The organism is Nonomuraea sp. NPDC050556 (assembly GCF_044457355.1).
Taxonomy (GTDB): Bacteria; Actinomycetota; Actinomycetes; order Streptosporangiales; family Streptosporangiaceae; genus Nonomuraea.
The window spans coordinates 82,511-107,088 of sequence record NZ_JBITGU010000006.1 but is presented as its reverse complement, the minus strand read 5'-3'; the positions used below and the strand labels follow the sequence as shown (position 1 = coordinate 107,088).

The window sequence follows — 24,578 nt, the reverse complement described above, 5'->3', positions numbered from 1 at the left end:
ATGCGCATCCGCCCGGACAGAATGAGGGTCATGTACGAAAACCCCTACCCCGCGCCGCCGCAGCCGGTGTCCTGGTTCGCCCCCACGCCGCCCGGCACCAGGTACGACCACCTGGGCAGGAACGCGGCCAACGCGTGGTGGCGCCCGATCCTCGGCACGCTGATCATCGGCGCCGGGTTCTTCGTCATCGGCGCGGTGGTGATCGTCCTCGGCGTCCTCGTCGGCATGCCGCTCGGCATCCGGACCACGAGCAACCCCGAGCAGCTCTTCAGCGACCCGGTCTACAACCTGGTCGTGGTGTTGCTGTCGATCGCGGCCGTTCTCCCTCTGGTCTTCGGTACGGCGGCGCTGCTCCAGCGGCGTCGGCCGGGCACGCTGTCGTCGGTCGCCGGGCGGCTGCGCTGGGGCTGGCTGCTGCAGTGCGCCGGGCTGGCGGCTGTGGCGCTGGTGCTCGGTCAGGTCGCGCAGTACGTGGTGCTGCTGGTGACCGGCGAGGACACCACCGGGTTCGTGGAGTGGGGCGGGTGGGCGAAGTTCCTGCCCGGCATGATCGTGATCGTGTTGCTGGTGCCGTTCCAGGCGGCCGCCGAGGAGTACATCTTCCGCGGCTGGTTCATCCAGGCGTTCGGCGCCTACATCAGGAACCCGCTGCCCGGCATCCTGCTGGGGTCCGCCGCGTTCACCTCGATGCACGGCTACACGGGCTGGGGCATCGTCGACGTCTTCACGTTCGGCGCGATCATGGGGTGGCTGGCGGTCCGCACGGGCGGGCTGGAGGCGGCGATCGCGATGCACGTGATGAACAACGTGATGGCGTTCGGGCTCATCGCGGCGGCCGGGCAGCTGGAGAAGGCGATGGAGCAGGGCGACGTGCCGTGGCAGTCGCTGGCGGGTACGGTCGTGCAGCTCGTTGTTTTCGTGGTTGGGGTGCTGATTCTCTCGAAAAAGCGGTCAATCGACACTGTTTCGGGATAAATCGCGGGTTAGTTCTGCGAATCTCACTAGAGAGGTCTCGCCATTCCGGCCCCAGCATGCTGGTCTGGATCGTGAGGACTTCCGGAGGTGATCATCTCTGTGGGCGGGGTAGGAGTATGCGCGTGCTCCAGAAGTCGAAATAACGCGAAATAGTGGTCAATGGAACGGTCCGGATCCCCCGACGAGGAGGTGCGCCGCGTGGCGCCGGACGATGAGGACACGTCCGACCGCGAGCAGTCGCGTCCGGAGGCGGACGACCTACCGCGGATCAGTCACGAGCCCCCAGGCCCGCCCGACGACCGGGCGCGCGGGGTGCCGCTCACCTCGCCCTGGGGGGCGCCGCCGTTCGCCGCGCCGACGCCGGAGGACGACCAGCAGGACGTGCCCAAGGGCCGCCGGCCGTACACCTCGCCGACAGCCGAGCCGGAGACGCAGCCGCGCCGCCGCCCGCACCGCGTGGTGGACCGCCCGGACAAGCTGGTCGCTTCCGGCCCTCCACGGGAGAACCCGCCGGTCATCGAGGTCGAGCCCGAGCCTTCAGAGCCTCCTCCGGACGACGAGGTCAGGCGGGTGGGCAAGCCCCCGCCCGGCCGTCCGACCAGACCCGACTTACTCGTGGCCTCGGGCCCGGCCAGGCCCGGCAGGCACCACAGGGGCCCGGCCCCCGCCGCGGTACGCCGTTCCAGCCCGGTACGGCGCCGCCGCCTCCTCGCCCCAGCCGTCGTCGTCCTGACGCTCGCCATCCTCGTCTCGGCGGGCATCCTCGTGTGGCGCTGGTGGCAGCCCCAGATCGCCGAGGCCGGCCTGCGCATCACCGCGGGCACCCAGCGCTCGGGCGACAAGCTCTTCACCATCCCCGCAGCGGGCGGCGGCTCCAACCAGAAGCTCAACGACATGGCCGCCAACGGCCGAGCCGTCGTCGCGGTCGGCAGCGACACCACCAGCCCGACCCCGCGCCCGCTCTTCCTGTTCTCCCCGGACAGCGGCAAGACGTGGCAGCTCGGCAGCGTCACCACCTCGACCACCGACACCGTCCAGCGCGTGGTGGGCGGCGGCGGCATGTGGCTGGCCAGCGGCGGCGACGCCCTGGGCGACGAGCACGGCCTGTGGACGAGCGCGGACGGCTTCAGCTGGACGGCCGTCGAGCAGGCGGGGCTGGCGCCGTTCAGGAAGGGCGACCTGATCAACGACATCGCCAGGACGGCCTCCGGGTTCGTGGCGGTCGGCCGTACCACCAAGCAGGACGGGTCGTCGGGACCGGCCATCTGGCAGTCGGCCGACGGCCGGGCCTGGCAGCGCGTGGACGCCCGCGAGCTGGGCGTGGGCGAGCTGAAGGCGGTCGTGGCCAGGGGCGACGTGGCGGTGGCCGTGGCGCAGCCGTCCGACGGCGCGGGTTCGCGGGTCGTGCGCTCGGCCGACGGCGGCAGGACGTGGGCGGCGACCGGCTTCCAGCTGCCCGAGGCCGAGCCCAGGACGGGCTCCCTCGGCGTACTCCCCAAGCAGTTCGTGCTCGTCCCCACCAGGGAGCGGACGATCACCGGCGACGTGCGCGTCTACTGCTCGGCCACCGGCACCGAGTGGAGCCAGTGCGGCTCCATCGGCGGGCTGGCGGCGCAGAGCACCGGCGTGGACACCCTCGTCTCCTACGCCTCGGGCATCGCCGCGGTGACGCGGGCGGGCCTGGACAAGTACACGGTCCTGACCAGTGCGGACGGCAAGAGCTGGGCCAAGCGCAACGACCTGGGCGGGGCCTCGCTGCGCGGGTTCGCCGTGGCAGACTCGGGCACGATGTTCGCGGCGGGCGACCAGGCGGCCTCCGACATCGGCAACCAGCCCGTCCTGCTGTCCGCCCCCTCGGGCGGCCCGGTCGCGCGGGTGAAGCTGGACGAGATCGAGGGCCTCTCCCGGGTGGCGCGCGAGACGTCACGGCTGCTGTTCGCCAAGAACAGGTACGTCGCCGTCGGCTCCGCCTCGGGCGACGCGGGCATCTGGACCAGCCCCAACGGCCAGGAGTGGCGGGCCACCCCGCTCGGCGGCCCGCTCCAGCAGACGCTCAACGACGTCGTGTACGGCAGGCGCGGCTGGCTGGCCGTCGGCTCCGACATGACCGACCTGTCGCTCACCCAGCCGCTCATCGCCACCTCCGGCGACGCGCACGCGTGGCGCAGGCTCGGCCTGCCGCGCGACGGCAACACCCCCTACCTGGCCGCCCACGCGGCCGCCGCCGGGCCAGACGGCTACGTGGTGGCGGGCGAGGCCAAGGACGCGGCGGGTACGGCGGAGGCCGTCCTGTGGTTCAGCACCGACCTGTCCAGGTTCACCAGGTCCAAGAAGCTGCCCCAGGGCGGGGCCGGGGTGCGCGTCCACGACGTCACGGCGGGCGGGCCAGGGTTCGTCGCCGTCGGCGGCCAGGGCAGCGGCGACGACGAGAGCGGCGTCGTCTGGACCTCCAAGGACGGGCTCAACTGGACGGCGCGCGACCGCGTCCTGTTCCCCAACGCGACCTCCACCGGCCTGCGCCAGATCGTCTCGTACGGCAAGCAGCTCGTGGCCGTCGGCACCGCCCAACTCGGCGGGTCACGCAAGGCGTTCGCCGCGGTCTCGTCCGACGAGGGCGAGTCGTGGCAGACCGCGCTGCTGCCCGCGACGCAGGCGGCGGCCGTCTACGACCTGGCGGTGGCCGAGCAGGGCATCGTGGCGGTCGGGTGGCACGGGGTGCCGGGCAGCGGCGACAGCGCGGCCTGGACGTCGTCGGACGGGCTGGTCTGGGAGCGCCAGGACCTGGCGGGTGACCGGCTGGGCGGCGAGGGCATGCAGTGGCTGACCGCGGTGAGCGTGAACGGCTCGCAGGTCGTCGGGCTGGGCCGGTCGACGACCTACAACGCCGATCACGTCATCCTGTGGACTTCTACGCTGTCGGCAGGCCGCTGACGGTGGCCAGGGCCCACTGCATGCGGGCGGCGTAGGCCTCGGGGTGGTCGCCGGCCTCCTGCGCCACGCGGGCCGCCACGTCGGCGCGCGCGGCCTGGAGGGCGGCTCTGACCTGGGCGATGGTCGGGTGCTGCGAGGGCTGCAGCGGGGAGGCGAACAGGGCCTGTGCTAGGTGCGACCTGGTCATCGGATCCTCCTTGGCGTCTGCCCTCAGTCTAGCAGAACGGAATGCTTTATTCCATATGTTGGGCGAGGAATTCCAGCAGTCCTTCCGTGAGCGGCAGCCGTACGAGATCGGTTCTCGAGCACCAGCGGGCGTCGGCCGCGTCGTCACCCGCGGTCAGCACCCCGCCCGTCACCGTCGCCCGGTAGTCGTTGATGGCGAAGTCGTCGGTGTCGAACGAGCCCACGAGCGGGCCGGGGGAGACCTCGAGCCCCGTCTCCTCCCTGACCTCGCGGACCAGCGCCTCCGCATCGCTCTCGCCAGGCTCTTTACGCCCGCCGGGAAGCGACCACAACCCCTGGCCAGGCGGGTGTCCGCGCTGGATGAGCAGCAGCCGGCCCGCGTCGTCGGTGATGATCGCGCCCACACAATTTACGCGCACATGGGAAACATAACTTGACGGAACGGTGTGCAACGACGCACCGTGAGTAGCTGTGAGAGCGGCACCAACCTGTCCGCGGTGTTTTGGCCCGCTTCATCCGCCGAGTGTGTGGTCGAGCGCATGGCGTTGCGACGCGCACGGCGATGTCGTGCCCTTCCAGCCGCCCTGGCAGCCGTCCACCGCAGCCGTCGACGGGGTGCGCAAGAGCGCCGTCGTCCCCGTCTGGGTGCCGTGGCCGCTGCCGCCCGGCTGGCTCGTCACCGGCTTCGCCACTGCGGGGGACGACAGGACCGGCGGCAGAGCAAGCGTGGTCGCCCTGTGCGGACCCTCGGTCACGCAGGGACCGGCCGACCTCCTCATCATCGCCGAGGAACCCGGCATCGGGCTCGGCGCGGCGTTCGCCGGCCTCGACGGTCCGGACCCCGGCGAGGGCTTCGACGAGGGGCCGCCGAACGCCAAGGTCGACGTGCTGGGGCATCCGACGGCGCTGTGGTGCGTCAACAGGGCGGCGCCCGACCGGGCCGTGTACGCGGGGGAGGCGCTGGGCAACTGGCTCTGGACGATCGCGTGGCCCGAGGAGGCGGGCTGCCTGATCGCACTGGCCCAGCTCAGCCTGCGCGACCTGCGCGAACAGGAACTCGACCTGCCTTTCGGAGCCTTCTCGCCGCGACTGGACGACTAGAATCCTGTCACTCCCCCTTCCTTCTGGGGGATGGTCTTGTTCGACGTCCGATTCTTCGTCGAGGCGTTCGTGACGATGTTCGTCATCATGGACCCGCCTGGTGTGATCCCGTTGTTTCTGGCTTATACGGGCGGGCGTACGGCGGCGCAGCGCAAGCGCATCGCGTGGCAGGCGGCGGTGACGGCGTTCTGCCTCATCGTGGTCTTCGCCATCTTCGGTCAGGCGATCCTGGGGTATTTGCACGTCGAGGTGGCGGCGATGCAGATAGCCGGTGGTCTGCTTTTGTTGTTGGTCGCTTTGGAGCTCCTGAGAGGCGCCACGGAACCCAGCGAGGTCCGCTCAAACGTCAACGTGGCATTGGTCCCGTTGGGCACCCCGTTGCTGGCGGGTCCAGGCGCAATCGTCGCCACCATCGTCTTCGCCCAACAGGCAACGGGAAAACCAGGCGGCATCATCTCGCTGGGTCTGGCGATAGCCGCTGTGCACATGGTCCTGTGGCTTTTCATGCGCTTCTCGGTGAGCATCATCCGCGTCATCAAAGAGAACGGCGTGGAACTGGTCACCAGGATCGCGGGCCTCCTGTTGTCCGCTCTGGCCGTCCAGCTCATCATCAACGCCATCCGCTCCCTCATCTCAACCGGCTAACCCACCTCCACCTGCCTCTCTCTCCCGTTCCTCACCCCACCCATCCCGCTCTCCCCGCCCGCCTGCCCACCCTCCGCCCGCCCACCCGCCCGCCCCTGGTCCTGCAGTGGCTAGCCACCTCTGGCAGTTTCCGACCGCTCGTGGATTCATAAGCGACGTCGTGGCGATCGCCCACTCGGGATGGGCTCGCTGCTGAGTGGGGACGCGTGATTGAGGCATGCAGCTTGAGAACGGCCTACCGTGCCCGCTGGCTCTGGGCTGCAGAACGCCGGGTAACCAACCTGGACCGTCGAGGTCAGACAGCCTCGGCGGCATCGCCCATGCGGTAAGTGCCGTCATCGAAGGTGGCGACCAGTTCGAGGTGTCCGCCGATGGCCTCGATATAGCGCGCCAGCACTTCGACGGATGCGACTTCACCGCGTTCGACCTGTGAGACGCGCATCTTGGTAACGCCCATGCGCTCAGCGACATCGGCCTGTGTGAGTCCAGCGTTCTTGCGGCGCTCAGCCAGATGCCACGCATGCACATAGGCGTCGACCAGGCGGCGGGTCTCCGCGAGTGCCTGTTCGCCTCCGGCACGCTCCACGTGCTGGTCGCGGACGTCGCTCCACTTCTTGTGACCGCTCATCTATTCTGTCCCTCCTCCTCGGCGCGCTCGGCCAGGTAGGTCTGATACGCGTGCTCAGCTTGGGGGATCGCTTTGTCGTACCAGCGGTCGGGGTTGCCAGGTTGCTCGGTGACCTTATCTCCGGCCACCAGCAGGATGGCTGATCGCCATGGGTCGAACACGAAAAGGATGCGCAAGGCGCTTGTGCCTGTCGACCGGGGGCGTAGCTCTTTCAAGTTCACGATCGAGCTGCCATCGATCTTGCCCACGAGTGGTCTGCGTAGGCCGGGACCTTGCTCTTCAAGGCGGTTGATTGTGTCGACTGCCAGTCGGTATGCGGGCGTATCACTATGCGCAAGGCTGTCGAGCCAGGCATCTACGTCGTCGGTTAGTCGGATCTCGTACGACACATCAAGAGTATAGGGCAGCCTTTACTTTCTGTCCCCGGATTGTGCCGAAGCCTGCAAACGCCGTCGCCACGAACGGACGGACACTGCCAGAGGTGGCTAGCCACAGCAGGACCAGGGGCGGGTGGGTGGGCGGGCGGAGGGCGGGAAGGCGGGTGGGGGGTGCGGGAGGGGCGAGGTGAGGAGCGGAAGGTCGGTGACGGGCGTGTCTCGGGGCCGGGGTTTTCGGTGGTTTAGCGGTAAGGTTCCTGGCGTGACAGCGCGTATCGAGCGAGTGGTGACCGAGGGCGTCGTCGATGTCGACGGCGTCGAGCAGAAGGTCGAGAACAACACCTGGATCGTGGGCGACGACGAAGAGGTGATCGTCATCGACCCGGCGCGAGACGCCGAAGCGATCATGGAGCAGGTGGGCGAGCGTGAGGTGCTCGCCGTGATCTGCACCCACGGCCTGCCCGACCACGTCGGTGCGGCGATCGAGGTGGCCAGCAGGGACGAGGCGATCGTCGCCCTGCACCCCAAGGACAAGCCCATCTGGCGCGAGACCTGGTCGGAGACCTGGCCGGACATCGAGATGGAGGACGACGGCATCTTCGGCGTCGCCGACGTCCAGCTCGACGTCATGGAGACCCCCGGCGTCACCCCCGGCGGCATCTCCCTCTACTGCGAGGGGCTCGAAGCGGTCTTCACCGGCAAGTCCCTCAACGCGGAAGGTCCTGGCAAGCTCGGCGGCGAGTACCCCGCGCTGCCCGACCAGCTGACCTCGATCGGCGGCCGCCTATTCACGCTGCCGCACGCGACGAAGATCTACCCGTCCCACGGCGAGGAGACCACGGTCGCCGACCTGGAGCCGCACTTCGACGACTGGGTGTCGGGTTCGCTGACGCGCACGGAGACGGTGGAGCTGGAGAAGGAAGGCCCGCTCACCGACGGCACCAGGATCTCGGGCATCAAGCTGGGCGACGACTGAGCGGTGTATGACCAACTCCCGCTGGAGGGAATGCCGCGGCGGCTCTACTCGTGCACGCCGTCGCGGTTGAACACCTGGCTCGACTGCCGCCGCCGCTACCGGTTCACCTATCTCGACCGCCCGCAGCCGCAGAAGGGCCCCGCGTGGGGGCACAACAGTGTCGGCGCGAGCGTGCACAACGCGCTGGCCGCCTGGTGGCGGGAGCCGTACGAGAAAAGGACGCCGCTGATGGCGGCGATCCTGCTGTCGAACGGCTGGCTGACCGACGGCTTCAGGGACGCGGAGCAGTCCTTGGCCTGGCGCGACCGGGCCAGGGACATGGTGTCGGGCTACGTCTCGACCCTGGATCCGTCCGACGACCCGGTCGGCGTCGAGCGTACGGTGGCCACGAGGACGAAGGTCATCGCCGTGTCCGGCCGTATCGACCGCCTCGACCGCCGGGGCGACGAGCTGGTGGTCGTCGACTACAAGACCGGCAGGCGCCCGCTCACCACGGACGACGCCCGCTCCTCGCTGGCCCTGGCCATCTACGCGGTGGCCGCCTCCCGGATGATGCGCACGCCGTGCCACACCGTGGAGCTGCACCACCTGCCGACCGGCGAGATCGTCGAGTGGGAGCACTCGGACGAGTCGCTGGCCAGGCACATCACCAGGGCAGAGGAGGTCGCCGTCGAGGCGGCCGAGGCGGATGACCGCTACCGGGAGGACGCCGCGCTGGCAGAGCCGCTCTTCGCTCCGAGTCCTGGTCCCATCTGCTCGTGGTGTGATTTCCGCCGCCATTGCCCGGAAGGCCAGGCGGCTGCCCCGGACAAGCGCCCTTGGGAGGGTCTGGCCGACTGATGGCCTGGCGGAGTTCGTGGTATTCCTCGCTGGACAGCACCACACTGGCCAGGTCGAGCACCTCCTCACGGCTCAGGCCACGCGGGATGGCCACGGTGACATCACCCCGCGTCTCGATCCGTACCAAGGCCGGTAAACCCGACCAGCGAACGACGCGCATGTCACACCTCCGTAGCCGAACCTAGGCGCGAAGTCAGCCTTCGCCTAGAGGGTTGGCTTTTCTTTGGCCGTCAACAAGGACTGGACGAGCGCGGCCACGTGCCTGCGGTCCTGCGGGCTGAGCTTGGCGAGCGACGCGATCAGGACCTCGATCTCCGGGTCGCCGACGGTCTCGCTACCCAGGCTGCTCACGCTGAATCCAGCGGCGGCTGCCGCGGCGGCGCGCAGCACCTCGATGGGCATGTCCAGCCCGACGGCCAGCCGTTCGAGGGTGACGGGATTGGGCAGGCGGCCCGGGCGCGAGTTGGCGGCCAGGTGGTGGACGGTCGAACGCGGCAGCCCACCTCGCCTGGCGACATCGCTGAATGATCGGTTCAGCTCGGCCATCCTGGCGCGGATGAGCTGTTGGAGTGCATTCATCGGGGCCGTCCTCCTGGGTCAAGGCTAGCCCCTTGCGTGATCGCGCGTATGCACATAGCGTCCAATGTAATTGGACAATCATCTGGGATAACCGGACAGGAGGAGCCATGACCACCGGACAGACCATGCAGCAGGGGTACGCTCCAGGATTCCCGGCACCGCTCGGCATCGAGGGGTCCTACGGTGTCCACCCTCAGGTTCAGCAGCTGGTCAGCCAGCTTCTGCCGATCGCGCAGCAGTACATCCTGCCGCAGGTCGTCAGCATCGCGACCCAGCAGATCCACCAGCAGCTCCAGCAGCTCGTGATGCAGCAGCTCTCACAGCAGCAGCAAGGCCAGCAGCAGTACGGCCAGCAGTACGGCCAGCAGCCGCAGTTCGGCCAGCAGCAGTACGGCCAGCAGCCCTTCAACCGCCCCTTCTGATCATGACCTCGCGTCATGAGGTCGCAGGGCTCCTGCAGCACACCCACCGCTGGGTCCGCGCGGCGAGCGCGGTGGCGCCCCCGGTAGCCCAGGTGGCGCCCGCGCTGACCGTCGCCGCCCAGCTCTACGCGGCCGGGCAGTACGACGCCGCCGGGCACCAGCTCACCGGGGTCCTCGCGACCCTGCACCAGGCCAGGCAGGCCTACCCCGCGCTGCCGCCCCTGTGAGGCCAGGGGGTGACGCCCGGCGATCGGGCGTCACCCCCTTCGACATGAGAGAGCCGAGAAGATGGCCAACGAAGCACGCGAGCAGAAGCCCGCCGCTGCCAAGGGCCGGCAGGCGCAGGGCTCGCGAGGAGACAGAACACCCATCAGACCGCGACCGGAGCGCTACCTGGTCGGGGTCACCCCGCCGACCGACGTCCGGACGGTGACCGCCGAGCTCGACGGCGACCCGTCCTGCCGGGTGATCCGTACCGTGGGCGGGCAGCACCAGGGCGCCTACCCCCGCGTCACGGTCGTCGAGATGGCGCCCGAGCGCGCGGCGGCCCTGTCCGGCCGCCCCGGACTGCACGTCGAGCAGGACAGCTCACTCACCCAGGGCGCCACCATCCGGTACGGCGCGGCCCGCCCCGAGGTCGGCGAGCTGAGAACCGTGTCGTTCGAAGTGCTGGACGACGGCGGACGGCCGATCGACGGCGCGGCCGTGTGCCTGGAGGGCGCGCCGTTCGCCGCCTTCACCGGCGCCGACGGCAAGGCGGAGGTCCTGGCGCCGGCCGAGGTCGAGGCGCTGCTCGTCTATCCGCCGCGCGGCTGCTGGCCGGTCAGGGTGGCCAGGCCGCGCCTGGTGACCGGCGAGCCCAACCGGGCGGTGTGCACCAGGATCACCACCACGAACCCGGAGTTTCCCGACCGGCCGATCGAGTCGTGGGGCATGCGCGTCATGGGCTTCGACCGGCTGCCGCCCACCCACCGCGGCCACGCCGTACGGATCGCGCTGATCGACTCGGGCGTCGCGGTCGGCCACCCGGACCTGACCGGGCTGACCAGCGGGCGCGACGTCGTCGGCCAGGACGCCAAGTCCTGGCAGGAGGACCTCGTCGGGACCGGCACCCACCACGCCGTCCTGATCGCGGGGCGCGACGACGGCAGCGGCGTCGTCGGGCTCGCGCCTGAGGCCGAGATCCACGTCTGCCGCATCGCGCCGGGAGGCTGGAACTCCGACCTGATCGAGGCCCTCGACTACTGCATCGAGCAGCAGATCGACGTGGCCCTCCTGGCGTACGGCACGCGGCAGGCGTCCGCGCTGGTCGCCGCCAAGATCGACGAGGCTCGCCGGAACGGCGTGGCCTGCGTGGCCGCTGTCGGCGACGACGGCGAAGCGCGGATCGGCTACCCGGCCGCGTACCCCGGCGTTCTCGCCGTGGGCGCGATCGGGCGGATCGGGACGTTCCCGCCGGACAGCGCCGACGTCGGCGAGCTGAGCGGGACGATCTCGCCCGAGGGGTTCTTCGTGCCCAGGTCGTCCAACGGCGGCTGGGGCGTGGACTGCTGCGCGCCGGGCGTCGCGATCGTGTCCGGGCTGCCGCCGACTAGCTACGGCCCGCGCGGCGGCACGGGTGTCGCGGCAGCGCACGTCACCGCCGTCGCCGCCCTGGTGCTGGGACACCACCCGATGTTCCGCCCGGAGCAGGGGCGGATCCCGGTGACGCGGAGCAGCGTGCGGGTGGACCACCTCTTCGAGGTGATCAAGGCCTCGTGCCGCCCGCTGCCCGGACTCGACCCGCGGTGGACCGGCGCCGGGCTGCCCGACGCCGCCGTGGCCGTGGGCGTCGCCCCACGCGGCACCCACGCGTCGTACGGCGTCGCGCCGCCCGTCGCCGCAGGAGAGCCCGACGCCCTCCTCGCCCCGCTGGACGCAGCCATGCGCTCGGCGGGCCTGGTCGAAGGGTGAGAACGCGGCGGATACGCGCGCCTGGAGCGGCGCGTATCCGCCGTCACCAGTCGCAGGCGTAGCTCGCCCTGGCCACGTGCCAGGCGCGAGGGGCATCGTCGGCGTCGTCGCCTTCGAGCGTGTCGTCCGGCGGGGTGAGGTCCACCCGCTGGGTTCCCCACTCCCGCCGCACGGTGAGTGGGATCGGCCAGGGCTTGTCCTCCATGCCGTTCGCGCACGTGGTGACCTGGTAGACGAACTCCGCCGACCACGTGCCGCCTGGCGCCACGGTGAAGGGCAGCTTCACCGCGTCGACCTCGACGAGCTTCATGAACGAGCTGCTCGCCCCGGCGGAGGTGATCGTCACGTTGAGCCAGCCGTCGTTCCTGATCTCGGTGCGGATGCCGTGATCGTAGACGGCCAGCGGCCCGGGTGCGTGAGGCCTTTGAGCCCCTTGCGCACGTCGTATCCCGCCGCGGCGAACCGGGCGCGGGCGGCGGCGAGCATGTCCCGCGTGGCGGGCATGAAGGCGCGGTCGTGCAGGGGTTCCGGCAGCGCGTTCATCCCCATGCGGAAGGCGCGCAGCGCGCCCGTGACCGCCGCCGAGGGCGCCGGGGGCAGCACGCCGTACATCTGCCTGGCCCACTCGGGCAGCGAGTAGTAACACAGCGCCCCGAAGGGGAAGTAGGCCGGTTTGCCCAGGGAGAGCAGGGGTGAGGGCAGCCGCGGCCACAGCAGGAACCGGACGGTCGAGGCCGCCTCGGGCGTGACCCGCAGCTGGGGCCGCATCTCGCGGAAGTAGGCGGCCATCTCCGCCAGCGATCCGGGCACGTCGGACAGGTGCAACCCCACGTAGGTGGCGCTCTTGCGCTGCTCGTACAGGTACTGGTCGGCCTGCCGCTCGCTCAGGGCGAGCCCGCCGCGCCTGGCCACCTCCAGGTAGGACGACACCTCGGCGCAGTGCACCCACAGCAGCAGCTCGGGATCGTCCACCCGGTGCACGCGCCCGCTGTCCTGATCCTTGATCCGCAACGCCTTGTGAATGCCGCGCACCCGCCTGCCGATCTCGTCGGCCTCCTCAGGGCTGCCGAACGTGACCCGCCCCACGAAGTCGGCCGTACGGCGGAGCCGTCCGAACGGGTCTTCCTGGAAGTTGGAGTTCTGCCACACGCCGCGCATGGCCAGGGGGTGCAGCGCCTGCAACATCAGGCCCCTGACGCCGCCCACCCACATGGAGCGGTCGATGTGCACGAGCCAGGTGACGGTGTGAGGATCCATAGTAAGTAGATAATTACATGGCATTGGACCTTGTGTCCAAGAACCGCTTCTCCGCCGCATTCCAGAACCGCACCAGCGCGGCGGCCGTCGTCTCCGGCGCCTCGACGGCGGGGGAGTGCACCGCGCTGGGCACCACGACCGCCTCCGCGCCGAGCCTGGCGGCCATCGCCATCTGCGTCTCGGGCGACCAGCCGTCGTCGTGCTCGCCGTACAGGACCAGGGTGGGGACCTCGACCTGCATCAGCTCGTCCGTGCGGTCGTGCATGGTCAGCACCTGCTCGGCCATCGTCGCCAGCGCCACGGGGGAGTTGGCCAGCAGCCGCTTGCGCAGGAAGGCGATGATGTCGTCGGGGACCCCGTTGGCCAGCGCCTCCGGCTCGAACCTGCTGTGCCACACGTGCTCGAGACCGTGCTCGGGCAGCTCGCGCATGATCTTCTTGCCGTTGTGGGCGCGCTTGCCGGCGATGGCGGCGGGGCCCGAGCTCATCAGCGTGTACGACAGGAACTTGGACCGGCCGTCGATCACCGCCTCGCGGGTGACCAGGCCGCCGAAGGAGTGGCCGACCAGGTGGATCGGGTCGCCGCCGCCGACCTCCTGGGCCAGGGCGTCGATGTCGGCGCCGAGCGCGGCGCAGGTGTAGGCGGCGGGGTCGTCGGGGCCGGGCGTTTCGTACTGCCCGCGCAGGTCGATCGCGACCACCTTGCGCCCCGAGTGCGCCAGGGTCTGCAGGACCGCGATGAAGTCTTCCTTGCTGCCGGTGAGCCCGGGGACCATCAGCGCCGGCCACCGCTCGATCACGCCGCTCACCGGGGTCGCTTCAAGGGCCGCGAACGTGCCGATGGGCGTCTCGAGGTGCGTGGAGACGACGCCAGGAGGCAGGTTGAGGAATCGCGGCGTACTCACGTGGGGCAACAATACCCACAGGTCAGGTGTACAACACCAGCGAACTCGTTACGCCGGTGCGATTCACAGAAAGGGCGCAGGATGGCCTGCGCCCTTTTCATGATCGATTACGACCGGCGGCGGTTGCCGCCGTTGTGGTTGCCCCCACCGTTGCTCGGGCGGGGACGGCGGCGCTGCTGCTGCCGCTCGGAGGCGGCGGAAGGGGCGACCTCGTCGTCCTCCGTCGCGATGTCGGGCGACTGGAAGATCACCGCGAACGGGCTCGGCGGGATGATCCGCGCGGGCTCGGTGCGCACCGGGGGCGGCGGCGTGGAGAACACGGCAGGCTCAGGCTCGTACGAGCGCTCAACGACCACCGGGGCCTCCTCGACGACATCGACGGCTGCTGGACGCCGAGCGCGGGTGCGCTTGGGTGCGGCCTCGATCTCCTCGGCCGAGATCAGAGCGGGGGTTTCCTCGCTCCTCCTCGTGCGCCTGCGCTTCTCCATGGGCTCGACCTCCGGCTCCGACTGGGCGGCAGGGGGTGACTCGATCGTTGCTTCGACTACGGCGACTTCTTCCGACGCCATGCCGCCGCGGGTACGGCGGCGCTGGCGCGGTGCGCGCGGAGGACGCTCGGTGCGCTCCTCCTCGCGGCGCTTGCTGCCGCCGCGCGACCGGGACCGGCCCGTCTCACCGAGGTCCTCGAGCGTCTCGGCCTCCAGGCCTGCCCGCGAACGGTTGGCCCGCGGGAGCACGCCCTTGGTGCCCTCGGGGATGTCCAGCTCGGTGTAGACGTGCGGCGAGGAGGAGTAGGTCTCCTCGGGCTCGGCGAAGTCGAGCCCGAGCATCTGGTTGATCATCTTCCAGCGGGTCAGCTGCTCCCACTCGACGAAGGTGACCGCGATGCCCGTGCGCCCCGCGCGGCCGGTACGGCCGATGCGGTGCACGTAGGTCTTGTCCTCGGTCGGGGCGTCGTAGTTGACGACGTGGGTGACGTCGTCGATGTCGATGCCGCGCGCCGCCACGTCCGTGGCGACCAGAACGTCGATCTTGCCGTTGCGGAACGCGCGCAGGGCCTGCTCACGCTGGCCCTGACCCAGGTCGCCGTGTACGGCTGCCGCCGCGAAGCCGCGCGTCTGGAGCTGCTCGGAGACCATGTCGCAGGCGCGCTTGGTCTCGCAGAACACCATCGTCAGCCCGCGACCCTTGGCCTGCAGCAGGCGGGACAGGATCTCGATCTTGTCCATCCTGTGCACGCGCCAGACGAGCTGGCGCACCTGCGGGGTGATCTCGGCCTCGTCCACGTCGCTGTTCTCCGCGCGGACGTGGGTCGGCCTGTTGAGGTATTTCCGCGACAGCGCGACGATCTCGCCGGGCATGGTCGCGGAGAACAGCATGGTCTGGCGCTCGGCGGGAACGAGGTTGAAGATCCGCTCGATGTCGGGCAGGAAGCCCAGGTCCATCATGCGGTCGGCCTCGTCGAGCACGAGCGAGGTGATCTGGGAGAGGTCGAGGTGCTTCTGCTTGACCAGGTCGAGCAGACGTCCCGGCGTGCCGACGATGACGTCGACACCCGCCTTGAGCGCCTCGATCTGCGGCTCGTACGCGCGCCCGCCGTAGACGGTGAGCACGCGGGAGCCGAGCTTGCCCGCGGCGGTCGTCAGGTCCTCACTGACCTGTACGGCCAGCTCGCGGGTGGGCACGACGACGAGGCCGCGCGGCTTCTTGCGGTTCTTGCGCGGCTTGCCGATGCTCTGCAGCATCGCGATGCCGAACGCGTAGGTCTTTCCCGTGCCCGTGCGTGCCTGACCGATGAGGTCCTGGCCGCTCAGTGCGAGCGGGAGCGCCATTTCTTGGATCGGGAACGGAGAAGTGATGCCCTCGGTCTCGAGGGCGTCAGCGATCTCCGGTGTGACTCCGAGGTCTCGGAAAGTCGTCAGCGTGGCCTGCCTCAGTCTCAAAATGAAGGCGGGCCTGCCGGGACCTACGAACGGAAGTGATTCCCCGTGTTCGTGTCCTCGCGGTAGAGCCAGCCCTCTCGCGTCATCGCGACCGCAGGCCCAGGAAGTGGGGGTTATCGGGAGAGATCCCCCGGATTAACACAGTGCGGTCGCACTTTCACAGAGCAGTGTACTCGATACCACAACGCTGGCCGAGTTTCCGTATGTTCCCGATGGGTTCTTCCTGTGCCTTCTCGTACGCTGCCTGCATGAGTGATTCCCCTTCCGCGCCAGGTGTAGTCGACCTTCTCGGCGTTCTTGCCTATGCCGAGCTCACCGCTTTCCTCCGCCTGGCCGAGGACGCCGCCTCGCTCGCGCCCACCCTCGACGACCGCGCGGCGCTCGGAGAGCTGGCCGTGGCGGAATACGCGCACTTCAGGCTGCTGCGCGACCGGCTGGAAGCGCTCGGCGCCGACCCCGCGCGGGCCATGGAGCCGTTCGTGGAACCGCTCGACGCGTGGCACGCGCAGACCGGCCCGAGCGACTGGCTGGAGGCGCTGGTCAAGGCGTACGTGGGCACGGGCATCGCGCTGGACTTCTACCGCGAGGCGGCCAGGCACCTCGACCCGTCGATCGGCTCGCTGGTGGACGAGGTGCTGGTGGACGAGGGGCGCTCGGAGTTCGTGGTCGAGCGGGTCAGGGCCGCGATCGAGAGCGACCCGGTGGTCGCCGGACGGCTGGCGCTGTGGGCCAGGCGGCTCGTGGGGGAGGCGCTGAGCCAGGGGCAGCGGGTCGCCGCGGTGCGGCCCGAGCTGGCGAAGCTGCTGGTGGAAGCGGTCAACGACGACCAGGCGGAGATCTCCAGGCTGTTCGCGCGGCTGACCGAGGAGCACGGCAAGCGGATGGCCGCGCTCGGTCTGTGACCCGGGGAAGGCGGGCGCGTGGTGCGAAACGGTTGTACCGTGCGCACATGAGGGCCTCGCGCCGCTACGGCAGCTCCCTGACCAGATGTGGGCAGAATCACTGGATCTCGCGCCCTGTGCTGCGGCGGGGAGGCTGCCCGGTCGTCGAACCGGGGGTCCAGCCGCGGCGCAGGCGGCCGTGCGGTTGCCGGCTCGGAGCCCGTCGTGGATGACCCGTCCGTCCGGTGCTCGGTGACCGTGCATCGCGAGCGCGGCGACGTGGTCGAGGTCTTCACCCGCGAGATCGCCGGCTGGTGGCCGCAGGGCGACGGCACCCCGCCGGAGACCGTCGCCTGGGAGCCGCCCGTACGGGTCGCGATGCGCCGCCTCGGCGCCGAGGTGGAGGTGCGCTTCATCGAGCTGGGGCCGGAGCTGACGCGGGTGGAGCTCGAACACCGCGGCTGGGCGCACCTTGCCGAGGACCCGTGGGCGGAGGTGCTCCAGCGGCTGAAGGGGTACGGCCCGGCGAGCCGTACCCCGGAAAATCCTTAGAGGGTGCCGCCGAAGCCGACCGGCCTGGTCTCGTCCTCGCCGATCTCGACGAACCCGAGCGAGGCGGTCGGCACGATCACGCGCCGGCCCTTGGTGTCGGTCAGGGCGAACACGCCGCGATCGGCGGCGAGCGCATTCCTGATCTCCTCTTCGACCTGCTCGGCCGTGAGGTCGGTCTCCACAACGAGTTCACGGTGTACGGACCGTACGCCGATCTTGATCTCCATGGTGCTCCCTTGCTGTGCAAATGGTCGCAGCCGCTTCGGAGCTCGTTGGCATCGTGCCTCGCTCTCTCACTCCGAGCTCCTCTGCTCCGGCGGGTCTCCCCATCGTCGCCCCTGAGCAGCGAAAAAGCGCCGGTGATCGCGGCGAGCGAACGGCTTTAAGCCGTACGCGGAAAACCGCTGATGCCGCGCCAGGCCAGCCTGGCCATCAGCTGCTCGGCCGCGTCCTTCGGAATGGAGCCGTGCTGCGTCACCCAGTAGCGCGCGCTCACCTCAGCCATGCCGACCAGCCCCACCCCGAGCAGGTGCGCCTCGTCGCTGGTGCACCCGGTGTCCTCCTGGATCACCGCGCTCACCATCTCCGCGCACTCGCGCAGCGAGCGCTCCACGCGCTGGCGCACTGGAGCCACGTTGCGCAGGTCGGACTCGAAGACCAGGCGGAAGGCCTCGCCCTGGCTGGAGACGAAGTCGAAGAAGGCGCTGAAGGTCGCCTGGACGCGCAGCTTGTTCTCGTTCGTCGAGGCCAGGGCCTTCCTGCACCGGTCGACCATGTCGTCGACGTGCAGGTCGAGCAGCGCCAGGTAGAGCTCCAGCTTGCCGGGGAAGTGCTGGTAGAGCACCGGCTTGCTGACCCCGGCCCGGTCGGCGATCTCGTCCATGGCGGCCGCGTGGTAGCCGTTCTCCACGAACACTTCCTGCGCGGCGCTCAGCAACTGCCGGCGGCGGGCGAGCCGGGGCAGCCTCGTGCCCCTCGGCTTGGCATCCGGCGATGCAGTCACGAGCTCCCCCTGACGACGGTTAGGTTTCCGTTGGGACATCCTACGTGCGAGTAACCAGCTCAGCGATAGTCGTCGTCGTCATCGAGATCCACCGTGCGGTCCTGGTCGGCCGCGTCGGCGGGATCGACGTCGAACGGCAGCTCGGAACGGCGCCTGCCCTCACGGTCGACGACCTGGCGGTGCTGCTCGGCCGCGTCGGCCTCAGGGGCCTCGATCGGCAGTTCCTCGTCGTCGAAAGGGCGGTCGTCCCCGCGTACGTCCATCTCCGACATGTCAGTCCCCTTATGTAGCGAACGGTTCCACACTACGCCTGGCGGAAAAGGTCACCGTGCTCCTCCACCCTGGCCAGCACGTCGGCCGCGGTGAAGACGAGCTGCTCGGGCCGGTCGCACTCCTCGACCTCGTCCCACGAGAGCGGCGTCGACACCGTCGGCCGTTGCCTGGCACGCAAAGAGTAGGGGGCCACGGTGGTCTTCGCGGGGTTGTTCTGACTCCAGTCGATGAACACCTTCCCCGGCCTGGCGGAACGGGTCATGACACTGACCACCTGCTTGGGCAGCTCCTTCTCCAGGAGCTGGGCGAGCTCCTTGGCGTAGACGGAGGGCTCCTTCCTGCCGTCCCACTCCGCGTACAGCTGCATGCCCTTGTTGCCGCTCGTCTTGGGCCTGGCGGCCAGGCCGTCCGCCTTGAGCACCTCACGCAGGACGGTGGCCACCCGGCAGCAGTCGACGACGGTCGCCGGGGCTCCCGGGTCGAGGTCGAAGACGAGCGTGTCGGGCGGCAGCGCCGTACCGTCGTCACTGACCCGCCACTGCGGGACGTGCAGTTCGAGCGCGGCCAGATTGGCGTAGTAGACCAGCGAGGCCAGGTCGTCCACGACGGCGAACTCGATCGTGTCGCGGTCCTTGGTGCTGCCGGGCACCGGCAGCCTGACGCGGCGCACCCAGGCGGGGGTGTGGCTGGGGGCGTTCTTCTCGAAGAAGAACTTGCCCTCCACGCCGTTGGGGTAGCGCTTGACCGTCAGCGGCCTGCCCCTGAGGTGGGGGAGCAGGTAGGGGGCGACGCGGCTGTAGTAGTCGATGACCTCCGCCTTGGCGAAGCCGACCTCCGGGTAGAGCACCTTGTCGAGATTGCTGAGCACCAGCTCTCGGCCGTCGACCTGCACGGGCACTTTCACAGGGTCACCTCTGCCGGGATCTTGTCCGGTCGCAGCCCGCGCCACACCGGATTCCGCAACCTGCGTTCCTCGGTCACCATCGTGTACGCAACCTCCCCGACCAGCTCGGGTCTAACCCAGCGGTTGCGCCAGGGAACCTCGTTGCGGAAGGGGCTGCGGGGGATCTCCAGCGGTCTGAGCAGGGCGTACAGGTGGTCGAGCGCCGCCTCGGTCAGTCCGGTCCCGACGTGGCCGACATAGGTCAGGCCCTCCTCGGTGAAGGCGCCCATGATGAGCGAGCCGATGCCGCCCTCGCGCCGCCCCTTGCCCGGCTTCCAGCCGCCCAGGACGACCTCGCGGGTGGTGAGGTTCTTGACCTTGACCCACCACGGGGAGCGCACCCCTGGTCTGTACGGAGAGTCCAGCCGTTTGGCCACGATGCCCTCCAGGCCCTGCTCGTGGGTGGCGCGGAGCAGGTCGGACTCCCCTGGGAAGTACGGCGGGGCGCCGATGTCGAGCTCGTCGAGCAGGGCCCGGCGGTCGCGGTACGGGAGGTCGAAGAGGGGGGCGCCGTCGAGGAAGAGCAGGTCGAACGGCATGTAGGCGACGGGGTAGCGGCGCAGCATGGCGGGGTCGGGGTCGACCTGGTGCATGCGGTGCTGGAGGCGTCCGAAGCTCGGTATGCCGGTCTTGGGGTCGAGGGAGACGACCTCGCCGTCGAGGATGGCATTGGGCACCCCGAACGTCGATATTTCCGGATACCGGCGGGTGAAGTCCGCGCCGTGCCGCCCGGTCACCCGCAGGCCGCCGTCGATGTGCAGGACGGCCCTGATGCCGTCCCACTTCACCTCCAGGCCGTACAGCTCGCGATCCTGGGGGAGCTCACCCGGGATGGCCAGCATTGGTTCGACCGGGTATGGCATTGGATCACCCATATATGGGTTGTGCCCGCTCGCAGGAGCCGGGGCACGCGGTGCCGGGCTCCCGTGTGAGCTGCTGCGTACACCTTTGATCGTCTGAGCAGGTCAGAGGGTGTCCTTTCGGTCGTGTTGGATCACCCTTGTGGGGGTATGTCGCATAGAGGTGAGCTCGCTAACGATCGAGGAGTACCCATGCGCAGCATCTGGAAGGGTGCGATCTCCTTCGGGCTGGTCACGATCCCGGTCAAGCTGTACTCGGCGACCGAGCAGAAGGACGTCAGCTTCCACCAGGTGCACCGCGAGGACGGCGGCAGGATCCGCTACAAGCGCGTGTGCACGGTTTGCGGGGAAGAGGTGGCCTACGCCGACATCGCCAAGGGGTACGAGCTGGCGACCGGCGAGATCGTGGTGCTCACCGACGAGGACTTCGAGGACCTGCCGCTGACGACGTCGCGGCGCATCGACGTCCTCCAGTTCAGCCCGGCCGACCAGATCGACCCGATCTACTTCGCCAAGTCCTACTACCTGGAGCCCGACGCGCAGGGGGCCAAGCCGTACGTGCTGCTCCGCAACGCGCTGGAGGCGTCCGGGCAGGTCGCGGTGGTCAAGGTGGCGTTGCGCCAGCGGGAGTCGCTGGCGACGCTGCGGGTGCGCGACGGGGTGTTCGTCCTGGAGACGATGCTCTGGCCGGACGAGATCCGCACGCCGGACTTCGGGTTCCTGGAAGAGGACATCGAGGTGCGGGCGCAGGAGCTCAAGATGGCGGAGTCGCTCATCACGACGATGGAGGGCGACTTCGACCCGTCGGAGTACCACGACGCGTATCGCGAGGCTCTGCAGCAGGTGATCGAGGCGAAGGTGGCGGGCAAGGAGGTCGTCGCACCCGCGGGTGGCGAGGAGGAGGCCGGGCCTGCCGTGGACCTGATGGCGGCGCTGCGGGCTTCGGTGGAGGCGGCGAAGAAGGAGCGCTCTTCTTCCGGTACGGCGAAGCCGTCCAAGAAGGCCGCGGACGCACCGGCGAAGAAAAAGGCTCGCAAGTCGGCCTGAGGGTTCTTACGGCCTGCCGATGAGGCAGAAGGGGTGCCCGGCGGGGTCGGCGTAGATCCGCCAGCCTTGTCGCTCGTCGAGCATGGTCGCGCCGAGCTCGGTCACCTGGTGGTGCGCGGTGGCGAGGCTTTCCACGTCGATGTCGAGATGGGACTGCTGGGGGCGCGTCGGGTCGCCCCATCGTGGTGGCCGATGGTCCTCGACGGTCTGGAAGCAGAGGACGAATCCGGCGGGGGTGTGCAGGGTGGCCCAGCCGTCATCGAGTGACCAGCGACGGTCGGGCCGGTTGACGTCACCGCCGACGAGGCCTCGGTAGAAGCGGGCGAGCTCCAGAGAATCCGTGCAGTCGAGAACGACGCACTGCAGAGTGCCAATCACGTGATTATTCTAGTGCCGCAAATAAAAGAGCCGGGGACTCCGAAATTCGAAGTCCCCGGCCTCTCTCCGATCTAATCCGACAGAGTTATCGGACTAGCGAAGATCTACCAAGTGCGAACGTTCACGTTCTGGCAGCCACGGGTGCGCTTGAGCATCCAGTAGTCGCCACCGAAGTTGTACTTGATGGTGGCCTTGTTGACGCGCTCGCCCTTGTGGAACTTGAGCTTGTGTCCCGAGCCGACCCAAATGCAGGGGTTGGTCGAGACGTTGGTGGAGGCTTCCGCGGCGATGGCGCCGAGGCCGAGGATGCCGCCGGCCAGTGCCGTGCTGAGGACGGTGGCCGTAAGCGCGCGCTTGATGTTGAACATTTTTGCTCCCCCTGAACGGTTTATGCTTCCAGGCGATATTCGCGCCGAGCGATTTATCGCCTGTGATGACTCACATTGTGGCCATCTGGTTGTGTTGATTTCCGAGCGATGGTGGACATAAACGGTGATCACTCACCTTTACGTCATAATCGGCATGTCATTGCATCGAGTAGACGCTTATTGCTGGCATTAGCGGGCTTTGTCCCCATATGTCCAAACCGGCCTTCCGGGGCGATCGGGCCGAAAAGGATCTTGTGGGACGCCACTACTCTTCGAGGGTGATTTCCTACCGAGCCATCACCCCGGCCGACCTCGACCGCGTCACCGCCTGGACCGTCGACGAGCCCGTCAGCTGGATCCCGGCCGACCGCTACCTCGCCGAGCTCGCCGAGAACATGTACCGCCCCGAGTGGACCTGGATCGCCGAGGACGGCGACCGTCTCGTGGGCCGCGCCCTGTGGTGGGGCCGGGGAAACGCCGACCGTCCTGTGGCGCTCGACTGCCTCGACGTCGCCCCTGACGTCCAGGACCGTGAGGCCGTGGCGACCGCGCTGATCGAGGCGAGCCTGCCCGGCCCCGTCGAGTACGCGATCAAGGTGAAGGGCGGCTGGCGGGACGACCCGGCCGTCTCCGCCGCGGTGAACTGGCGTCGGGCGGCCGCGCACGCCGCCGGGCTCACCCACGAGGTGGAGCGCCTGCAGTTCGAGTGGACCCCCGCCGCCGGAGTGCCCGAGGCCACCGGCAAGCTCACCTTCGCCCCGGGCTCGGACGAGGAGTTCCTGGCCGTCTTCCGCCTGATCGCCGAGGGCAGCCTCGACGCGCACACCAGCAAGTCCGTGAAGGCCGTGGGCGCCGAGGCGGCCGCCAAGGACGAGATGGACTTCTACCTCGAAGCGCCGGGCAAGCGCGACTGGTGGCGCCTGGCCCGTACCCCGGAGGGCGAGGTCGCCGGGATGGCGATCCCGTCGGCCACGCCGTACAGCGTGAACGTGGGATACCTGGGGGTCGTGCCGGGGTTCCGCGGGCGCGGGTACGTGGACGAGGTGCTGGGCGAGATCACCCGCATCCACGCCGCCAACGGCGAGCAGCGCATCACCGCCACCACCGACCTGGGCAACGCCCCGATGGCCGCCGCCTTCCACCGCGCCGGATACCGGAACACCGAGATCCGCCTCAACCTCTCCAACGAGTCCTAGAAACGAGGTCCGCGGCGGAGGGCGAAGAAGACGGTCACGGCCGGCGCCGCGGCGGCCACCACCACGCCTGGAAGACGAAGCCGATCCGGTCGCGGCGTGGACTTGCCGGAGAGTCCAGCGCGGTGACGCGGTGCGCGTATCGCCTGGTTCACCGGCGAAACGCCAGGGAGGGCGGCTGCCGGGCGAGTGGCTAGTACATGACGTTGGCGAGGGTGCCGAGGCGGTCGAGGAGCTTGGCGGGGGCGTAGCCCTGCTTGCCCTTCCTGGTGCCGACGACGACCAGCCACCTGGCGTGCGGGCGGCAGCCGCCCAGCGCCCTGTCGCCCTTGCCCAGGTGGTCCACGACCGCCGCGTCCGCCGCGGGTTCCGCGCGTACGGGTCCCGCCTGCCGTACCAGATAGGCGCAGCCGGGGGTGGGGCCGGTCAGCAGGGACACGGTGAGCAGGGCGGCGAGCACGGCGGGCTCCTTCATGAGCGGTTACGTCATGGATCGCAGGTGAATGGCCCTATTCGCCAGGCAGCGCGCGGGTGTTTGCCGGAAACATGACGATGACGCGGGGTCGGGAGACCTCGCGCCATCGTCAATCGGTGATCTACCACCACCAGGGGCGGTGGTGAACCTTCTTCAGGTAGTGGCTGCTCGCGAATCCCCTCCTGCCGCGGTCACCCTCGACCTTGCGCCAGTTGCCGTACTTCCTGCACTTGCCCCAGGTGCTCTGGCGCGGGTACAGCTTGTCGACGACGCGGTACCGGGTTCCCGGGCCCTTGCGGACGTTCAGCCGTGTCCTCACGTGCCGAACCTTGTAGCGGCAGCCGCCGCTGGAGGTCTGAACGCTGGTCGAAGCGCTGGCGGGCGAGGCCGCCACTGCGCTGACCGTGACCACGCCACTGCCGGCGATGGCCGCTGCGATGATCCCCGCGGTGATGTGTTTGATCACCAACGCCACTTCCTGACCTTCGAGCAGCCCCAGGAGCGCTTGATCACCCAGTGGCCGTGGCGCCACTTGAGCGTCGCCTTCCGCACGTGCTTGCCGAAGTGGATCCGGCCGTGCTTGCCGATCCAGAAGCACCGCCATCTCGTCATGACGGGTGCGGAGGTGGAGACGCCGACGGTGGTCTGGACGCTTGTGGCCGCGCTGGCGCTGGTGGCGCCCATCGCGACGAGGCCGCTTCCGGCGATCGTCGCGGCGATGAGTCCGGCCGTGATGCGTGTGAGTTTCATTGACCCCCCTAGCAATGAGTGGTGCTATTTCTTCATATGTCCCTTTATCTGCGCTTAACAGCCTTTATGGTGTGTTTTATACCTAATTTATGCCGCGCCGCGACCTCACACCTGCTTGCTGGTTATCGTGGAGTGAAC

Annotated in this window: 32 protein-coding genes; 13 read left to right on the top strand and 19 right to left on the bottom strand. The window is 69.2% G+C overall.

Annotation, left to right across the window (positions count from 1 at the left end; all coding sequences use genetic code 11):
- The first annotated feature begins 30 nt into the window (after nucleotides 1-30).
- Complete coding sequence (locus ACIBG8_RS47250; RefSeq protein WP_397349871.1) at nucleotides 31-975, top strand: lysostaphin resistance A-like protein; 945 nt, start codon at nucleotides 31-33, stop codon at nucleotides 973-975.
- Between the two features lie 159 nt (nucleotides 976-1,134).
- Nucleotides 1,135-3,906, top strand: coding sequence for a hypothetical protein (locus ACIBG8_RS47245; protein ID WP_397349870.1), 2,772 nt, complete (start codon nucleotides 1,135-1,137; stop codon nucleotides 3,904-3,906).
- Here ACIBG8_RS47245 and ACIBG8_RS47240 read toward each other — a convergent pair.
- Complete coding sequence (locus tag ACIBG8_RS47240) at nucleotides 3,884-4,093, bottom strand: hypothetical protein (protein WP_397349869.1); 210 nt, start codon at nucleotides 4,091-4,093, stop codon at nucleotides 3,884-3,886. The genes ACIBG8_RS47245 and ACIBG8_RS47240 overlap by 23 nt on opposite strands.
- 46 nt (nucleotides 4,094-4,139) lie before the next feature.
- Nucleotides 4,140-4,511: an NUDIX hydrolase gene (locus ACIBG8_RS47235; RefSeq protein ID WP_397349868.1), complete on the bottom strand. Its 372-nt coding sequence runs from the start codon at nucleotides 4,509-4,511 to the stop codon at nucleotides 4,140-4,142.
- A gap of 52 nt (nucleotides 4,512-4,563) precedes the next feature.
- Between ACIBG8_RS47235 and ACIBG8_RS47230 the strand changes: the two genes are divergently transcribed.
- Nucleotides 4,564-5,193 (top strand): DUF6758 family protein, encoded by a 630-nt coding sequence (locus ACIBG8_RS47230; RefSeq protein ID WP_397349867.1) that lies wholly within the window; start codon nucleotides 4,564-4,566, stop codon nucleotides 5,191-5,193.
- 30 nt (nucleotides 5,194-5,223) lie between these two features.
- On the top strand, nucleotides 5,224-5,838 hold the full coding sequence (locus ACIBG8_RS47225) for a MarC family protein (RefSeq protein WP_397349866.1): 615 nt from the start codon (nucleotides 5,224-5,226) through the stop codon (nucleotides 5,836-5,838).
- A gap of 295 nt (nucleotides 5,839-6,133) precedes the next feature.
- Here the strand turns inward: ACIBG8_RS47225 and ACIBG8_RS47220 are convergent, their stop codons facing one another.
- Nucleotides 6,134-6,466 (bottom strand): helix-turn-helix domain-containing protein, encoded by a 333-nt coding sequence (locus ACIBG8_RS47220; RefSeq protein ID WP_397349865.1) that lies wholly within the window; start codon nucleotides 6,464-6,466, stop codon nucleotides 6,134-6,136.
- Nucleotides 6,463-6,855, bottom strand: coding sequence for a type II toxin-antitoxin system RelE/ParE family toxin (locus tag ACIBG8_RS47215; RefSeq protein ID WP_397349864.1), 393 nt, complete (start codon nucleotides 6,853-6,855; stop codon nucleotides 6,463-6,465). The genes ACIBG8_RS47220 and ACIBG8_RS47215 overlap by 4 nt, the downstream gene beginning before the upstream one ends.
- A 250-nt stretch (nucleotides 6,856-7,105) precedes the next feature.
- On the opposite strand from ACIBG8_RS47215, the gene ACIBG8_RS47210 reads away from it, so the two are divergent.
- Nucleotides 7,106-7,819: an MBL fold metallo-hydrolase gene (locus ACIBG8_RS47210; RefSeq protein ID WP_397349863.1), complete on the top strand. Its 714-nt coding sequence runs from the start codon at nucleotides 7,106-7,108 to the stop codon at nucleotides 7,817-7,819.
- A gap of 30 nt (nucleotides 7,820-7,849) precedes the next feature.
- Nucleotides 7,850-8,659 carry a RecB family exonuclease gene (locus ACIBG8_RS47205; protein WP_397350461.1) on the top strand — a complete coding sequence of 270 codons (810 nt, stop codon included), beginning with the start codon at nucleotides 7,850-7,852 and terminating at the stop codon, nucleotides 8,657-8,659.
- A 204-nt stretch (nucleotides 8,660-8,863) separates the two neighbouring features.
- Here ACIBG8_RS47205 and ACIBG8_RS47200 read toward each other — a convergent pair whose 3' ends face one another.
- Entirely contained in the window at nucleotides 8,864-9,238 is a 375-nt protein-coding gene (locus ACIBG8_RS47200; protein ID WP_397349862.1) for a hypothetical protein, read from the bottom strand.
- A 107-nt stretch (nucleotides 9,239-9,345) separates the two neighbouring features.
- Between ACIBG8_RS47200 and ACIBG8_RS47195 the strand changes: the two genes are divergently transcribed.
- From ACIBG8_RS47195 to ACIBG8_RS47185, 3 genes are all read left to right on the top strand, one after another.
- Nucleotides 9,346-9,660: a hypothetical protein gene (locus ACIBG8_RS47195; RefSeq protein WP_397349861.1), complete on the top strand. Its 315-nt coding sequence runs from the start codon at nucleotides 9,346-9,348 to the stop codon at nucleotides 9,658-9,660.
- Nucleotides 9,661-9,662: 2 nt separating this feature from the next.
- Nucleotides 9,663-9,887: a hypothetical protein gene (locus tag ACIBG8_RS47190; RefSeq protein WP_397349860.1), complete on the top strand. Its 225-nt coding sequence runs from the start codon at nucleotides 9,663-9,665 to the stop codon at nucleotides 9,885-9,887.
- A gap of 61 nt (nucleotides 9,888-9,948) precedes the next feature.
- A complete protein-coding gene (locus ACIBG8_RS47185; RefSeq protein WP_397349859.1) occupies nucleotides 9,949-11,613 on the top strand; it encodes a S8 family serine peptidase in 1,665 nt (554 codons plus the stop codon).
- A 43-nt stretch (nucleotides 11,614-11,656) separates the two neighbouring features.
- Here the strand turns inward: ACIBG8_RS47185 and ACIBG8_RS47180 are convergent, their stop codons facing one another.
- The 4 genes from ACIBG8_RS47180 to ACIBG8_RS47165 form a co-directional block, all read right to left on the bottom strand.
- Complete coding sequence (locus tag ACIBG8_RS47180) at nucleotides 11,657-11,959, bottom strand: hypothetical protein (protein ID WP_397349858.1); 303 nt, start codon at nucleotides 11,957-11,959, stop codon at nucleotides 11,657-11,659.
- On the bottom strand, nucleotides 11,956-12,870 hold the full coding sequence (locus ACIBG8_RS47175; protein ID WP_397349857.1) for an oxygenase MpaB family protein: 915 nt from the start codon (nucleotides 12,868-12,870) through the stop codon (nucleotides 11,956-11,958). Before ACIBG8_RS47175 ends, ACIBG8_RS47180 begins: the two co-directional genes overlap by 4 nt.
- Nucleotides 12,871-12,883: 13 nt before the next feature.
- Nucleotides 12,884-13,774, bottom strand: a complete 891-nt coding sequence (locus ACIBG8_RS47170) for an alpha/beta fold hydrolase (protein WP_397349856.1) — start codon at nucleotides 13,772-13,774, stop codon at nucleotides 12,884-12,886.
- A gap of 107 nt (nucleotides 13,775-13,881) precedes the next feature.
- On the bottom strand, nucleotides 13,882-15,606 hold the full coding sequence (locus ACIBG8_RS47165) for a DEAD/DEAH box helicase (protein WP_397349855.1): 1,725 nt from the start codon (nucleotides 15,604-15,606) through the stop codon (nucleotides 13,882-13,884).
- 359 nt (nucleotides 15,607-15,965) lie between these two features.
- Here ACIBG8_RS47165 and ACIBG8_RS47160 point away from each other — a divergent pair, with 359 nt between their 5' ends.
- Nucleotides 15,966-16,619 carry a ferritin-like fold-containing protein gene (locus tag ACIBG8_RS47160; RefSeq protein ID WP_397349854.1) on the top strand — a complete coding sequence of 218 codons (654 nt, stop codon included), beginning with the start codon at nucleotides 15,966-15,968 and terminating at the stop codon, nucleotides 16,617-16,619.
- 204 nt (nucleotides 16,620-16,823) lie between these two features.
- Nucleotides 16,824-17,150, top strand: coding sequence for a hypothetical protein (locus ACIBG8_RS47155; RefSeq protein WP_397349853.1), 327 nt, complete (start codon nucleotides 16,824-16,826; stop codon nucleotides 17,148-17,150).
- On the opposite strand, the gene ACIBG8_RS47150 is transcribed toward ACIBG8_RS47155, so the two are convergent.
- The 5 genes from ACIBG8_RS47150 to ACIBG8_RS47130 form a co-directional block, all read right to left on the bottom strand.
- Nucleotides 17,147-17,377, bottom strand: coding sequence for a DUF3107 domain-containing protein (locus ACIBG8_RS47150; protein WP_397349852.1), 231 nt, complete (start codon nucleotides 17,375-17,377; stop codon nucleotides 17,147-17,149). The two genes, ACIBG8_RS47155 and ACIBG8_RS47150, sit on opposite strands and share 4 nt — an antisense overlap.
- Nucleotides 17,378-17,532: 155 nt before the next feature.
- Nucleotides 17,533-18,153 carry a TetR/AcrR family transcriptional regulator gene (locus ACIBG8_RS47145; protein ID WP_397349851.1) on the bottom strand — a complete coding sequence of 207 codons (621 nt, stop codon included), beginning with the start codon at nucleotides 18,151-18,153 and terminating at the stop codon, nucleotides 17,533-17,535.
- 59 nt (nucleotides 18,154-18,212) lie between these two features.
- The gene (locus tag ACIBG8_RS47140) at nucleotides 18,213-18,425 is read right to left on the bottom strand and encodes a hypothetical protein (protein WP_397349850.1); all 213 of its coding nucleotides are present in this window, start codon (nucleotides 18,423-18,425) and stop codon (nucleotides 18,213-18,215) included.
- 32 nt (nucleotides 18,426-18,457) lie between these two features.
- Nucleotides 18,458-19,330: a non-homologous end-joining DNA ligase gene (gene ligD / locus ACIBG8_RS47135; protein ID WP_397349849.1), complete on the bottom strand. Its 873-nt coding sequence runs from the start codon at nucleotides 19,328-19,330 to the stop codon at nucleotides 18,458-18,460.
- Complete coding sequence (locus ACIBG8_RS47130) at nucleotides 19,327-20,232, bottom strand: ATP-dependent DNA ligase (protein ID WP_397349848.1); 906 nt, start codon at nucleotides 20,230-20,232, stop codon at nucleotides 19,327-19,329. The genes ligD and ACIBG8_RS47130 overlap by 4 nt, the downstream gene beginning before the upstream one ends.
- 189 nt (nucleotides 20,233-20,421) lie before the next feature.
- Between ACIBG8_RS47130 and ACIBG8_RS47125 the strand changes: the two genes are divergently transcribed.
- The gene (locus tag ACIBG8_RS47125) at nucleotides 20,422-21,276 is read left to right on the top strand and encodes a Ku protein (protein ID WP_397349847.1); all 855 of its coding nucleotides are present in this window, start codon (nucleotides 20,422-20,424) and stop codon (nucleotides 21,274-21,276) included.
- Between the two features lie 6 nt (nucleotides 21,277-21,282).
- Here ACIBG8_RS47125 and ACIBG8_RS47120 read toward each other — a convergent pair whose 3' ends face one another.
- Both ACIBG8_RS47120 and ACIBG8_RS47115 read right to left on the bottom strand, forming a co-directional pair.
- The gene (locus ACIBG8_RS47120; protein WP_397349846.1) at nucleotides 21,283-21,654 is read right to left on the bottom strand and encodes a VOC family protein; all 372 of its coding nucleotides are present in this window, start codon (nucleotides 21,652-21,654) and stop codon (nucleotides 21,283-21,285) included.
- A 104-nt stretch (nucleotides 21,655-21,758) separates the two neighbouring features.
- Complete coding sequence (locus tag ACIBG8_RS47115) at nucleotides 21,759-22,022, bottom strand: hypothetical protein (RefSeq protein WP_397349845.1); 264 nt, start codon at nucleotides 22,020-22,022, stop codon at nucleotides 21,759-21,761.
- A gap of 278 nt (nucleotides 22,023-22,300) precedes the next feature.
- Here ACIBG8_RS47115 and ACIBG8_RS47110 point away from each other — a divergent pair, with 278 nt between their 5' ends.
- Nucleotides 22,301-23,218 (top strand): GNAT family N-acetyltransferase, encoded by a 918-nt coding sequence (locus tag ACIBG8_RS47110; RefSeq protein WP_397349844.1) that lies wholly within the window; start codon nucleotides 22,301-22,303, stop codon nucleotides 23,216-23,218.
- 190 nt (nucleotides 23,219-23,408) lie between these two features.
- Here the strand turns inward: ACIBG8_RS47110 and ACIBG8_RS47105 are convergent, their stop codons facing one another.
- The 3 genes from ACIBG8_RS47105 to ACIBG8_RS47095 all read right to left on the bottom strand — a co-directional run bounded on the left by ACIBG8_RS47105 (nucleotide 23,409) and on the right by ACIBG8_RS47095 (nucleotide 24,440).
- Nucleotides 23,409-23,690, bottom strand: a complete 282-nt coding sequence (locus ACIBG8_RS47105; protein ID WP_397349843.1) for a hypothetical protein — start codon at nucleotides 23,688-23,690, stop codon at nucleotides 23,409-23,411.
- 121 nt (nucleotides 23,691-23,811) lie between these two features.
- Nucleotides 23,812-24,156 (bottom strand): SH3 domain-containing protein, encoded by a 345-nt coding sequence (locus ACIBG8_RS47100; protein ID WP_397349842.1) that lies wholly within the window; start codon nucleotides 24,154-24,156, stop codon nucleotides 23,812-23,814.
- Nucleotides 24,153-24,440, bottom strand: a complete 288-nt coding sequence (locus ACIBG8_RS47095) for a hypothetical protein (protein ID WP_397349841.1) — start codon at nucleotides 24,438-24,440, stop codon at nucleotides 24,153-24,155. The genes ACIBG8_RS47100 and ACIBG8_RS47095 overlap by 4 nt, the downstream gene beginning before the upstream one ends.
- Between the last annotated feature and the right edge of the window lie 138 nt (nucleotides 24,441-24,578).